This window comes from [Bacillus] enclensis (assembly GCF_001456935.1).
GTDB classification, from domain to species: domain Bacteria; phylum Bacillota; class Bacilli; order Bacillales; family Bacillaceae_B; genus Rossellomorea; species Rossellomorea enclensis.
The window spans coordinates 491,462-504,072 of record NZ_KQ758482.1; the positions used below are offsets into that span (position 1 = coordinate 491,462).

Sequence of the window (12,611 nt, forward strand, 5' to 3'; positions counted from 1 at the left end):
TGACTATTTCACCTTCTGCCCCTTTAATACTTTAAAAGATGGAGATTGATAATGCTCCAAAAAAAATTTACGCTGTTCTTTATCATACAGTTTATTGTTTTCAACGGTATTGATATATGAGTCATATATAGAAAACCCATACAAAGAAGGGAAAAACAGCAGCCACTCAGATTCCACCACATTAGTTGCTTTTTCGATTTCTCCCAAAAATAAAAGTGAGATCGCTTCAAGTCCTTGTGAGTAATAAAAAAAGACAACCACCCAAATGATGACAAAGAAGGCGGTTACAATTCGATGTATGTACAGCTGGCCCAGCCCAGGAATGAATAAAGACCAAAGTACCGCCATAACAGGGTTACGTTTATCCAAATAATTGATTTCGAGTGCACCTATACTGAATGAATTGATTTTATGTTCTTCCCGGTCTGCCAGAACAAACACATTGTTCAAGTCCACCGTTGTGCGATAACTATCCCAAATGGCAAATATATAAACCGGAATATATATTAGCAGCCATCGTGTATCAAGGACTTCTTTTGCCAAATCAATTTCACCTTGAAATGAATATACCATTGCCAAATTCAGGTTTGACTGAATATTGACTACTACTTCCCAGATAAACAAAACAAAACCTCTGAGATATTTTGATAACAATAGGTGTCCAAACCCGGGAAATGCAGCACTCCACCATGCCATAATATAAGGATTCTTAAGGTGAATTTGTGTGGTGCCAAGGAGACTCACATGAGCTCTATATCTTCTGGCTGTGTTGTCATTTGTATAATTATCCATTTTCAGTCCTCTTGATCGTTTCTAACAGTACTTCCCAAAAGATATTTTTTTATACTAATGGTTATGAGTTGGCGGATGAGCCATGGATGTCAGGTCCCGTGACCAAGCTTGAAAGAATGCATAGTTAAGGACAGGTCCGATCGCCAGAACCTGCCCTTTTCAGAATTATTTATCTCGATTATTGGCAAAAATTTTTCCGTTTTCGTTCATTGCTTATCCTAAGTCCAATTTTTCAATGGAGATGACTGGTTTTATTGATTGAAGTGATGGCCGAAACCATTTATGATCCATTTCAGGGATTTATGATCCATTCGACAAAAAATACGCGCCTGTTTCAGAATTTATGATCCATTTCAGAAAAATATGATTCATTTTAGAATTATATGATCCTTTGATAATCATTCTAATCTGGGTGCACTTCAGAAGCACAAGCCGCTACCTCTTCTCATTGTGCAACGCCAGATAATCGGGTCAAGGTACCTTTCCCCTCGACCCGGTTAGGAAGCTTAATATAAATGATGAGCAGAGTCCTGAAATGGATAAGATAAGTGCGTTCAGGGCCAGGGAAGTTAAGCTGATTCCGGTCCACCCTCCTGCAGCAAGGCTGATCATCCATGTCAGAACCGATAGAATCGCAAGAATCAAAAAGAATGCAACATGAAAGAACGAGTTTGATTTTGTATATTTCTGTAAAACCTGAAATCCGGTCGCTATCACGATTCCAGCAAGAATAAGATAAATGTAACTCATAGCGCATCTCCCCTTTATCGTCTTTTTTGCATAAGTATGACGGCTGCGGAGTGGTTTTGGTTGTAAATGGCTAAAAAAAATGAAAACGATTGAATAATTTCCAGCTTAGACCGCTGTCCGGCCTACAAAGCTAATACGACCGCACCGGAGAAATCAGATGCAGGCAGGAAGGGTTTCCGACTGGTTCGATCAGGATAGGCTTCATGGAGCCGCCAAAACTTACATTTATTTCTTCTTCCTTTATTGCTTTCAGGGAGTCGATCATAAAATTCGCATCCAGTGAGATGCTTAATTCGCTTCCCCCTTCAATGTTTTTAAAAGGTTGGGTTTCTTCTATTCTGCCTATTTCAGATGAAGTGGAGGAAATCTTCAGCCGTGACCCGTTTATTATTTCCAGATGTACATTATTGTTCTTCCATTCACTTGCGAAAAGACAGGCACGGTCGATCCCTTTTAAAAATTGTTTTGTGTCGAGGGTTATGACTGTCTTGGAATCTTTGGGTATCAGTGCTGAAACGTTTGGATAGTTACCTTCAATCAACCTTGAAAATAGGGATGAATCAGCTGTTTTAAATACGATGTAACTGTCACTCAGAAAGATATGTATGATTTCAGTTTCGCCTGGAATCAACTTTACGAGCTCATTTATGCTTGTGCTTGGGATAATGAATGATCCTCTAATATTTGAATCGATCTTGAGCTCCCTTAATGCTAGGCGGTGGGAATTCGTTGCAGCACATGTTAGATGATTTTCTTTAAAAAACAGGTTAACCCCCGTCAGGACCGGTCGGCTTTCATTCTTTGCAACAGCAAAGGCAGTCTGTTTGATCATTTCGAGTAATTCAGTACTAGGGATTCTGATAGGACTGCTTTCGTCAATCACGGGCATGTTAGGATATTCTTCTGAAGGAAATCCTTTCAGACTGGTGATGATTTCACCGGATTGCAGAGTGATGAGCTGCTTCCCGTCTGCTTTTACATGGATATCTCCGGGTAATTTCTTCACGATTTCACTTATATATTTCGCCGTTACGACGACACTGCCGGTTTGCTTAACCTCCAATACCCTCGCGCCGTCGATTGTCAACGGTATCTTTTTTTCAATAATAAGATCTGAGTTGCTTCCGATCAGGACCAGGGCATCTTCTTCTGCAGTTATCTTAATGCCCGTCAATATCGGGAAAGGTGTCTTCAGGGATACGGCTTTACTGACTTCGGATATAGCTTTATGAAAACACTCACTATTTATGCTGAGTTCCATTATGGGTTCACTCCAATTTTTATATGCTAGTAGAAACATTCGACAAACTTCTCCAATATCCCTTTTATGGTAAATCGCAGCACTCTGCCGCTGATTAGCATAATTCTCAAAAACTTCCAATCAAGAAAAATACCAAATTGTTTTACATAGGTTTCATATTCCTCCATAATCTTCTTTGTAGAAAGGGTGTATGGATATGAAGAAACTATTAATGATGCTTGCAGCTGGGTCACTAATTCTCGGAGCGTGTTCGAGTAGTCCAGCGATAAAAGAGAATGCGAAGGAAACCCAAGATGCGGACAAGAAACAAGGAAAAGACAGTGCAACTGAGAAAAAGGAAAAAGAAGAACCGAAAGAACCAGAACAACCCTTTAAAGCACTGGAACCTTCTGAAGATGCTGTGTCTCTGAAGGAACGCCTTTCCAAAGAGGAGAAGAAGGAAATCCCTGAGGAAGAAAACGAAGAAAACCTTGATGAAGCACAGTCTGATTCTAAAGAAGAAAAACAGGATAAGGATACAGAACGAAAAGTACCTGTTGGTGAAACGCTCGCAAACGGAAAGGAAGATCTCTCCGATGGGCCATTGAAGGATCACAGGCTGGTTACCTACTACGGGACACCCCAGTCTAAAAATATGGGGATCCTGGGTACGGTGGAACCTGAAGCGTTCATGAAAAAATTGAAGGAACAAACTCAGGCTTACTCTGACCTCGATCCCGAACGTCCGGCGGTGCCGACGATTGAGCTGATTACAACGATGGCCCAAAATGAAGCGGGTCCAGACGGGGATTATGTGCGGATGACCGCAGAAAAGAATATTGAAACCTATGTGAAACTTGCTGAAAAGCATGATGCGCTTGTGATCCTTGATATTCAGCTCGGCACGGACACCGTCATGAATCAGGTGAAGATGGTCGAGAAATGGCTGAAGCACCCTCAGGTCCACCTTGCGATAGATACCGAATTTCACGTCGCAGAAGGGGAGAAGCCCGGCGAGGATCTCGGTCAGGTTGATGGAAGGAAGATACAGGAGGCAGTCGAGTATATTTCCGAGCTGACAGAAAAGAACAATCTGCCCGATAAACTTGTAATGGTCCACCAGTTCACAGGGCCCGTTTTGACCCATAAAGATAAGATCCAGGGAACGGAAAACGTCCAGGTCGCCATCAACTTTGACGGTTGGGGACCGGCTGCGGACAAACAGGCCCTATACGGAAAGTACATACGTGAAGAACCGAATCAATATGGAGGATTCAAGATTTTTTATGATAAGGATGTACCGGTCCTGACACCTGAAGAAGTGTTGAAGATGGATCCGAGTCCGGCGGTTGTTAATTATCAGTAATGGAAAAAACACAGGGACGAGTCGCACGAGCCGTCCCTGTGTTTTATTACTTCTAAATTCCTTATAACCAATCTCCGCTGTTATCTGCAAGATCCTGCAGTTCATTCATGAACACACCTGCATGATACCCGTCACAAACGGCATGATGAATCTGCATTGAAACAGGGAGCAGAACTTCACCATCTGCGTATGAATACTTGCCAGCAGTAATGATCGGCAGTAAATAATCACGTCCGGTTCCTATGTTCAAATTAAATGCCGTGAAGGAACTCCACGGAACCATTGAAATCGGAATATGATTTACGGGCATAGGTTTTTTGGGAAATAAACGTCCCGTCCCATTATAGATTTCAACATCCTTCAAATAGTGGGCATGAAACGTTGCAAAATCATCTGTAACCGGCGTCCAGATGCATGAAAAGGTGTGGGACCGCCCGTCAAAGATCGTGTAAGCCGGGCAAATCTCCGGCCAATACCCTAGCTCCCCTTCTTCATTGAAACCCGTCCTGAATTCTCTGTGCTCATTAACAACCCTCGTCACCATATAAATAAACCCAGGGTAGAGCTTATATTTCTTTTCCTTAAGATTCTCCAAAAGTCTAGTGATCGAAATATTATTTGTCATGCTGAACGTTGTCTGCTGCTGCAGATAGTACTCAAAGTATTCTTTCCTCTGCCAATTTTCCTGATCAATACGATTAAATGTCATATTACACGCCTCCTAAAGTATGGAATTTTCACCCTTAAGAGGCCGAATCCACTGCTTTCACCATCTTGTCACTCCTTTTTAGATTCGGAAATTTCATCCTTTAGATAACGGACATATAAAAAGGCCACGACGACCCCTATGATTGAAATGATGACGGAATATCTGAATATCTTAAAGAAAAACTCCGGAAATGGTGTTACTTCAAACAAGCTCATACCTTCCACATCGGTTGTCGACTTTTCTCTTTTAAGTAAGGCGACAAATAAAAAGAAAGGAACAATAAATGAATAAATCCCTGTTTTCACTAAAATCTTCTCCACTCCTACCCCTCCCATGCGAAGCTGCTTTTTCTATATACTCTTTAAAAATGAAGTATCTAACTCTTCGCCCTCTATAACAATCGCAGTGAGACCTGTTTCCGATTTCGTTTCATGCCATTCGCCGCCCTCCCAGTACACCGCATCCCCGGCGTGGACCTTGATGAATTCGTTTGATTCCCCTCTGGCCAAGCCTTCACCCTTTACGATCAGCAGAAGCTGAGGCACCACGGCTTCGTGATAACCAATCACCCCGTTTTCTTCAAGATACATGCAGCCTATATGAGCGGGTTTCTGGGTAAGTGTAATCCGGGACATCATAAAGTCCGAATCAAATTGAGTGATTTTCTTTCCTGCCTCTTTGCTGAATTGATAGATTTTCATTAGAGCCTCCCGAAAAATTCGATTTATTGATCAACCAACTTCTGAATCCTTCCCATCACGATGGTATGATAATAGTTTCCGTCAGATAACCGCTTGTCATCTTTTAGTACACCTTCCACTTCAAAACCAAGTTTCTTATACAGTTTTATCGCATTTTCATTGGTTTCAAGGACACTCAGCGTGATTTTCCTTAATTGATTCGAGTCTGCCCAAAGGATGGATTCCTGTAAGAGATTCTTTCCGATTCCATGTCCCCAGAACTCCTTCAATACCCCGACTCCGAACTCCACCCTGTGAGAAGTCCTTTTTAAATTATTCCCTTCACATCTGGAGAAACCCGCAATCCGGCCGTTTGTTTCTGCTACAAGAAACAGATTGACAGGACTGTCCGAATCTGTTTTTATGATTTCCTCAAATCCTTCCGCGTCTATGTAGGCTTCTCCTTTTTCCCTGTCCATGTTCTCAGTCTCTCCATCGATTTGCAGCCTGACAGCGGACAGTGCCTCTGCATCCTCAGGTTTGGCTGACCTAATTACGTAACGCAAACCTGGTACAGTGTATTCTCTTCCTTCAACAATCATGATGATCTCCTCCTCATTATGCTTTATAAGCAAACCTCAGCTTTATCCCCCAGCCTGTGCACGGCAACTAATTCTTCTCCATCAAACGCCATTTTATAAATATCCGGCTTGGTGGTGCTGTATAAGAAACTCAAGTCAAACTTATCATCGTAAAAATTCATCATCAGTGTCATAACGATTCCGTGTGTACCAAGTGCTATTTTTTGTCCTGAATAGGTTGTTAATAAATCTTTAAGAGCACCTATAGCCCGTTGCTGGCATGCAGCATTGGATTCCGCACCCTTCAAGGCAAAGTGCGGTTCAGAGAACGATTTAATCAGTAACGGCATCAGCTCTTTGTCTGCTACCCGAATGTCTTCTGCTGAGGAAATTTTCTCTTTAAGGTTTTCAATCACTACTACTTACTTCCCTAACTCTTTGGCGAGTGGTTCAACCGTTAGTACCGAACGGATATAAGGACTTGAAACGACCGCGTCTATCCCCTCTTTTTTTAATATCCGGGTAATTCGTTGAGCGTCTTGTCTTCCTTTTTCCGTTAAAACCCGTTTTCTTTCATTTCCTTCTTTGGGTGAGTCACCGTGTCTGATCATGTAGATGAAGGTTTGCATGATCATCCCCATCCTTTCATTTTCCAGTTAACCTGTTACGCCGGGTGTCTTCAATCTAAAAAACCTTTACCAGCTCTATATCAGCATATTTACAGGCACCGTATTCTCTATCGCCATAAATCCCCTGAATGGTATCAAGCCCCTGCTCCGTCCAAAACCTGAGTGCGGGCCAATTTTTGATTGCTACATTTGCCCGCACTTCTCGATATCCAGCTTGCTCCATAATAGATAAGAGTTCACTGACCACTTCCTGACCAAGACCTTTTCTATGGAATTCCTTTTCAATATACAGGTAGTTAATATAAAAGGATTCAGTTGCCGGGTAGCCGTGATACGTGGTCAGCAATCCAGCAAGGTGTCCATTACCCTTTAACCGGATCACTTGAATTTTAAATTGAGCATTAGTTCCACCAGGCGGAATGTCACCCTCGGTAAAACAGCGGTAAGCATACTCTTTATCAAAGCTGCCGCCGTCCCATTGATGGATGTAGCTTCCTTGTTCGTACAGTTCCTGGACGGGTTGAATTTCTTCTTCAGTCATGTCCTTTATGAAGAGTCTGTTTGTTTTCCATTGCTTCGGTATCATTTTTATCTTCATTGTTCCGATAACTCCATTCCCCTTGTCATTACCTTCTCTTAATTAATTTCATCACCCCGCCGGCTTCCCCGAAACAATATGCCAATGCAGATGCTTAGAATCCTGATAGTTCCCCAAATTGGTAATCACACGGCATGCACCGTGCTCCTCGGTTATCATGGCAGCAACCTTCCTGATCACTCCCATCAGTTCGAGCAGCAATTCATTATCACTGTCCTCCAACGTAATTAAAGACGAAATATGGCTCTTCGGAATGGCCACAATATGTACAGGATAAAATGGACGGGTATGATGATAAGCCAGCACATGATCGGTTTCCAGCACTTTCTTCACTTCGGTATTCCCGCTTAATACTTCATCACAATAAAAGTCGTTGGTCATTTCATTTCCTCCTTTGATTTGGTTAAAGAAAGGGAACTCCGATATTTTGGAATTCCCTTGTTAAATTAAATATCGGTATTTACATGAGTGTTAAGAAAGAGAACAGAAATATCAATACTACATACTTATAGGCTGTATTTGGTGATTTGTATTTAGAGAACCCCTTCTTAAGATCAGCTGTTAAAAAGGAAAGAAATACAATAATTAAAATAAATGTAAGGCTGCCTTGTATGGAAGCCAAGCCAGTAAATAGTGTCAACACTAAAACCGTGCCTATGATGACGATCAGCGAGAAAGTTATATACTCTGGTTTGAAGCGTGTGGAGTTTTGCATGAATTGTTCTCCTCTATTTCACACGATTTGGAAAAATATGATAATACCAGTTTATCACAGCCAGAATCTGCTGAGAACTGGTTTTCCCGGGCTCTTTCCATTTTCCCAACGGGAGAAGTGTACTCATTTAAATTCCATGCCATCCTTTTAATGGAAGTAAATATCACTCAAACCTCTTAACTGTTCAATTTTGCAAAATTAAACAAACAAACTCTATACACTGAAACCCCTTTCATTCCTTTAAAATAGCCCTTATACTAGATTCATAAGATGATCATCAATTAATTCAAGAATATAAAAATGCAAAATTCAAGCCAGATGACAGCTGTAAGGAGGATCCTCATGGTATTGGATAAGAGACGTGCACACCTATTATCCATCATTCAGCAATCTGACGAGCCTGTCCCGACGAAGGTTTTGGTCGAAAGGATGAATTTGTCCCAGCGGACCATTTATTATGACCTCGACCAGATCAATAGCTGGCTGCGGACTCAGAAGTTAGAACCGATTGATAGTAAACATGGTCAGGGTTTGTTCCTGCCCCCTCAATCGAAATCGAAGCTGATGCTGAAGCAAGATGAGAGTTTTGAAGATTGGCAGTATCAATTATCGAAGCAGGAACGCGGAGTGCTGATTAAGGCAAAAATCTTACTTGAAGAACAGGACGCGACCATGAAAGTCTTCATGGACTTGACGAGCATGAGCCGCGGGACGATTGCGAAGGAGATTAAAGAGATCAAGCAGGATTTCAAGGATGCCGGTTTAGAGCTTTATTACAAGAAAGGTTCCGGGTACCGCCTGCGTGGGTCCGAGGAAGCAAAGAGAACGATGCTCTCCACCATTCTCGCAGCCATCTTCTCACATGAAGATTGGCAGAATGTCCGGAATGAGGTCTACAAGATGATTCACCCCGAAGCTTCCACCTGGTCAAGTGAAACCGATCAGAGACGAGTAGTGAGGGAAATTCTTTTCGAAGCGGAAAGTGACATGGGGTTGACGCTGACGGATGAAATGGTCGAGATTTTATCGCTGCAGATCTTAATAGTCATAAAGCGGATCGATCTCGATGAATTCATCCAGGTGCCCAGGGCTGAAAAAGAGGTACTCAAGCAAACGGATGCCTTCAAGGCCGCCACGCTCATCACACAAAAACTTGAAGCTTACAAGGGGGTCACCTTCCCTGAAGATGAAACCTGCTTTATCACCATGAACCTGCTTGGTTCGAAGGTTCAGCATGATAATTTTGATCATTACACCGAACAGGAATTATCAGGACTCAGGGAAGTTGTCCGCAATATGATTGATGATTTTCAATTGTATTCGTGTGTGGTATTCGACGACCGGCGAGGACTGGAAGAAAACCTGATCTCCCATATTAAGCCGACCTATTACCGGCTGAAGTACGGGCTCCATATCGTCAATGATTTGGCCGGAAGCATCCAGGATACCTACCCGGACATTTTTCACCTGACCAAACGGGTGATCAGGCATTTGGAACTATATGTCGGGAAACGAGTGCCTGAAGAAGAAGCTGCCTATATCACCCTTCATTTTGGCGGCTGGCTGTCTAAAGAGAAAAAGTCAGTGGAAACGAAGTTCAGGTCCATTATCGTCTGTGAAAACGGAATCGGCACGTCCAATATGCTAAGGACCCAGCTGGAGAATCTGATTGCAGGACTGAATGTGACCGCCACGATCTCCATGAGGGAATACCAGACGAAACACCATTCGGCAGACGTCATTTTTTCAACCAATTATATAAAAGCAAAGGACATTCCCGTCATCCATGTTCCCGCTATCCTGACGAACGTGGAAAAGGAACGGGTCATGCATCGGATGAATGAGCTGTTCGATCCGAATGCACCCGGGAAAGCGATGACCGATCACCTCATCGATCTCATCAAACGCCATGCTGACGTCCATCAAGAAGATGAGTTAAAGCATGAACTGGTCCGCTTCCTTGAACAAAAAACTCCACAGCTAAAGGAGCTAAGAAAGCCTATGCTCAATGAATTACTGACAGAAGAAACGATCGTACTGAAAGACAGCGTGGACACTTGGGAAGAAGCCATCGAAACAGCTTCCCGTCCGCTCATCGCCCAGCACTCTATCACCCCGTCATATGTGAAAGCTATGATTGAAAATGTAAAGGAATTAGGCCCTTATATCGTGATTGCCCCGGGGATCGCCATCCCCCATGCACGTCCGGAAACAGGGGTCGAGGAGCTGGGGATGAGTTTTCTGAGGCTGAAAGAACCTGTTTATTTTTCCGAAAAAGAAAAGCATCGTGCCCAGCTGATCATCGTATTGGCCGCGATCGATAATCAAACCCATCTAAAAGCATTGGCCCAGCTCACTGAACTGCTGTCCAATGAAGAAAATGTGGAGAAGCTGATTTCAACAGAAGATTCAAACACCGTAATCGACTTAATAAACCAAACAATTGAAGTATAAATTAGAGGAGGAAAACAACATGAAAAAAGTATTAGTAGTATGTGGAAATGGATTAGGAAGCAGCATGATCGTGGAGATGAATATTAAAGCGGCTCTTAAGGACATGGGCAAAGAAGCAGAGGTTTCCCATACGGATCTGACAACTGCGAAAACGGAACAGGCGGATCTGTTCATCGGTTCCGAAGATATAGTGGGCAGCCTTGAAGACGGCCGCAAAAATGTCGTTAAACTGAAGAACCTGATGGATAAAAACGAATTGAAGTCTGCGTTGGAACAAAATATCTAGTCCCATTTTTCAAACAAAGGAGCGATATAAATGGTTGATATCATTATGAAAGACATCCTTGGTACACCTGCAATCCTTGTCGGACTCTTTGCTCTTGTCGGCCTTCTTGTCCAGAAGAAAAATTCCGGGGATGTCGTTTCCGGCACACTGAAGACCGTGATGGGCTTCGTCATACTCGGAGCGGGTGCGAATGTGCTTGTCCAGTCACTCGGTCAATTCAGCAGCATGTTCAACGAAGCCTTCGCGGTCGACGGGGTCATCCCCAACAATGAAGCGATCGTAGCACTGGCCCAGGAAAGCTTTGGTACAGAAACAGCGATGATCATGCTGTTCGGTATGGTCGTGAACATTCTGATTGCACGTTTCAGTCCTTTTAAATATATCTTCTTAACCGGTCACCATACGATGTTCATGGCCTGCTTGATTGCTGTCATCCTTACGACTGGAGGTCTTTCCGGTGTGCCATTGATCATCCTTGGCTCGATCATCCTTGGTTCACTGATGGTCCTTTCACCGGCGATGCTTCAACCGTTCACTCGCAAGGTCACCGGTTCTGATGACTTTGCCATCGGTCACTTCGGTTCGGTCGGATATCTGGCTTCCGCCGCAGTAGGGAAAGTCGTAGGAAAAGGTTCCAAATCAACAGAGGAAATAAAAGTTCCGAAATCACTCGGATTCCTCAGGGATACCTCCGTTTCCGTATCCTTGACGATGGTCATCTTGTTCTTCATCGTCGCTGGCGCGGCTGGGCCTGCTTTCGTTGAAGGTCAGCTGAGCGACGGACAGAACTTCCTTGTGTTCGCGTTCATGCAGGGGATCACATTTGCTGCGGGTGTCTACATCATCCTTGCGGGTGTGCGCATGCTCCTTGGAGAAATCGTCCCTGCCTTCAAAGGCATCGCGGACAAAATCGTCCCGAATGCTAAACCTGCCCTTGATTGCCCGGCCATCTTCCCGTTCGCGGGTAACGCTGTCATCATCGGCTTCCTGTTTAGTTTCATCGCAGGACTTGTCAGCATGCTGTTCCTGCCATTGCTCGGCTTAAAGGTCATCGTCCCGGGACTCGTCCCCCACTTCTTCACAGGTGCAGCGGCAGGAGTCTTCGGAAACTCAACCGGCGGCCGCCGCGGCGCAATCATCGGTTCAATGGCAAACGGTGTCATGATCAGCTTCCTCCCTGCTCTATTGCTGCCGGTCCTTGGATCGTTAGGATTCCAGGGAACCACATTCGGTGATGCCGACTTCGGTGTTGTCGGAATCGTGCTTGGCAACCTTGTAAAACTGTTTGATTCTGCCGGTGTCCTGTTTGCAGCGATCATCGTGGTTTTGGCGGTGTTGTTCTTTATCGGGTTTAGATCTAAAGCTAGTGAGGATAAGAATGGAACGGAAGCCGCTTAATAAGTGATATGTTGAAGTCCCGTGATTCCCTTTTTTGGGGGCGGGGCTTCTTTGGTTTGTTGTGGGTGCGGAAAGGGTTAGGGCACGGTTCTTTTCCTTACACCTCTTGGAATAGGTAGGTGCCACTGTTTTAAAGATTTTTCGACAAGTGGCTTGAAAAATTGGAAAAGTGGATCGTATTTTTGTAAAAGGGGTGCGTAAATTAAGAAAGTGGAACGCATTTTTAAAAAGTGGCTTGAAAAAGACGTAAAGTGGCTTGAAAACAAGTGACCAGCAGCCACATAACCCACTACTGCCTCGTTTCCCCTCTACAATAACCTGAGTGAGCCAGTATTATGCTGAATCTTCACCAATAATGATGATTTTTCAGATTTATGGTGATAAAAATGTATTTGTGCTGAATTTTTTTATAT

At 43.5% G+C, this 12,611-nt stretch carries 14 protein-coding genes and 1 pseudogene; 4 read left to right on the forward strand and 11 right to left on the reverse strand.

Translation table 11 applies throughout. The features are described from left to right. Nucleotides 1-3 precede the first annotated feature (3 nt). The 3 genes from AS034_RS02405 to dnaN all read right to left on the reverse strand — a co-directional run bounded on the left by AS034_RS02405 (nucleotide 4) and on the right by dnaN (nucleotide 2,803). The gene (locus tag AS034_RS02405) at nucleotides 4-792 is read right to left on the reverse strand and encodes a hypothetical protein (RefSeq protein ID WP_058297384.1); all 789 of its coding nucleotides are present in this window, start codon (nucleotides 790-792) and stop codon (nucleotides 4-6) included. A 471-nt stretch (nucleotides 793-1,263) separates the two neighbouring features. Further along, nucleotides 1,264-1,542, reverse strand: a complete 279-nt coding sequence (locus tag AS034_RS02410) for a hypothetical protein (RefSeq protein WP_058297385.1) — start codon at nucleotides 1,540-1,542, stop codon at nucleotides 1,264-1,266. Between the two features lie 130 nt (nucleotides 1,543-1,672). After that, nucleotides 1,673-2,803 (reverse strand): DNA polymerase III subunit beta, encoded by a 1,131-nt coding sequence (gene dnaN / locus AS034_RS02415; RefSeq protein ID WP_058297386.1) that lies wholly within the window; start codon nucleotides 2,801-2,803, stop codon nucleotides 1,673-1,675. A gap of 196 nt (nucleotides 2,804-2,999) precedes the next feature. Between dnaN and AS034_RS02420 the strand changes: the two genes are divergently transcribed. Further along, nucleotides 3,000-4,148, forward strand: coding sequence for a hypothetical protein (locus AS034_RS02420; RefSeq protein ID WP_058297387.1), 1,149 nt, complete (start codon nucleotides 3,000-3,002; stop codon nucleotides 4,146-4,148). Nucleotides 4,149-4,209: 61 nt separating this feature from the next. On the opposite strand, the gene catA is transcribed toward AS034_RS02420, so the two are convergent. From catA to AS034_RS02460, 8 genes and pseudogenes are all read right to left on the reverse strand, one after another. Further along, nucleotides 4,210-4,857, reverse strand: coding sequence for a type A chloramphenicol O-acetyltransferase (gene catA / locus AS034_RS02425; protein WP_058297388.1), 648 nt, complete (start codon nucleotides 4,855-4,857; stop codon nucleotides 4,210-4,212). A gap of 68 nt (nucleotides 4,858-4,925) precedes the next feature. After that, nucleotides 4,926-5,177, reverse strand: coding sequence for a hypothetical protein (locus AS034_RS02430; RefSeq protein ID WP_058297389.1), 252 nt, complete (start codon nucleotides 5,175-5,177; stop codon nucleotides 4,926-4,928). 30 nt (nucleotides 5,178-5,207) lie between these two features. After that, nucleotides 5,208-5,558 (reverse strand): cupin domain-containing protein, encoded by a 351-nt coding sequence (locus tag AS034_RS02435; protein ID WP_058297390.1) that lies wholly within the window; start codon nucleotides 5,556-5,558, stop codon nucleotides 5,208-5,210. Nucleotides 5,559-5,581: 23 nt separating this feature from the next. Further along, nucleotides 5,582-6,139 carry a GNAT family N-acetyltransferase gene (locus tag AS034_RS02440; RefSeq protein ID WP_058297391.1) on the reverse strand — a complete coding sequence of 186 codons (558 nt, stop codon included), beginning with the start codon at nucleotides 6,137-6,139 and terminating at the stop codon, nucleotides 5,582-5,584. A gap of 23 nt (nucleotides 6,140-6,162) precedes the next feature. After that, nucleotides 6,163-6,747, reverse strand: a pseudogene (locus AS034_RS02445) (histidine phosphatase family protein). Nucleotides 6,748-6,802: 55 nt separating this feature from the next. After that, the gene (locus AS034_RS02450; protein WP_058297392.1) at nucleotides 6,803-7,345 is read right to left on the reverse strand and encodes a GNAT family N-acetyltransferase; all 543 of its coding nucleotides are present in this window, start codon (nucleotides 7,343-7,345) and stop codon (nucleotides 6,803-6,805) included. 51 nt (nucleotides 7,346-7,396) lie between these two features. Next, complete coding sequence (locus tag AS034_RS02455) at nucleotides 7,397-7,726, reverse strand: HIT domain-containing protein (protein ID WP_058297393.1); 330 nt, start codon at nucleotides 7,724-7,726, stop codon at nucleotides 7,397-7,399. A gap of 79 nt (nucleotides 7,727-7,805) precedes the next feature. After that, nucleotides 7,806-8,060, reverse strand: coding sequence for a hypothetical protein (locus tag AS034_RS02460; RefSeq protein ID WP_058297394.1), 255 nt, complete (start codon nucleotides 8,058-8,060; stop codon nucleotides 7,806-7,808). 342 nt (nucleotides 8,061-8,402) lie between these two features. On the opposite strand from AS034_RS02460, the gene AS034_RS02465 reads away from it, so the two are divergent. From AS034_RS02465 to AS034_RS02475, 3 genes are read left to right on the forward strand one after another with little or no spacing between them, the layout of a single operon-like run. Beyond that, on the forward strand, nucleotides 8,403-10,514 hold the full coding sequence (locus tag AS034_RS02465; RefSeq protein WP_058297395.1) for a BglG family transcription antiterminator: 2,112 nt from the start codon (nucleotides 8,403-8,405) through the stop codon (nucleotides 10,512-10,514). Between the two features lie 19 nt (nucleotides 10,515-10,533). Continuing rightward, nucleotides 10,534-10,800, forward strand: a complete 267-nt coding sequence (locus tag AS034_RS02470) for a PTS sugar transporter subunit IIB (protein WP_032088202.1) — start codon at nucleotides 10,534-10,536, stop codon at nucleotides 10,798-10,800. A 30-nt stretch (nucleotides 10,801-10,830) separates the two neighbouring features. Then, a complete protein-coding gene (locus AS034_RS02475) occupies nucleotides 10,831-12,198 on the forward strand; it encodes a PTS ascorbate transporter subunit IIC (protein WP_058297396.1) in 1,368 nt (455 codons plus the stop codon). Nucleotides 12,199-12,611 lie beyond the last annotated feature (413 nt).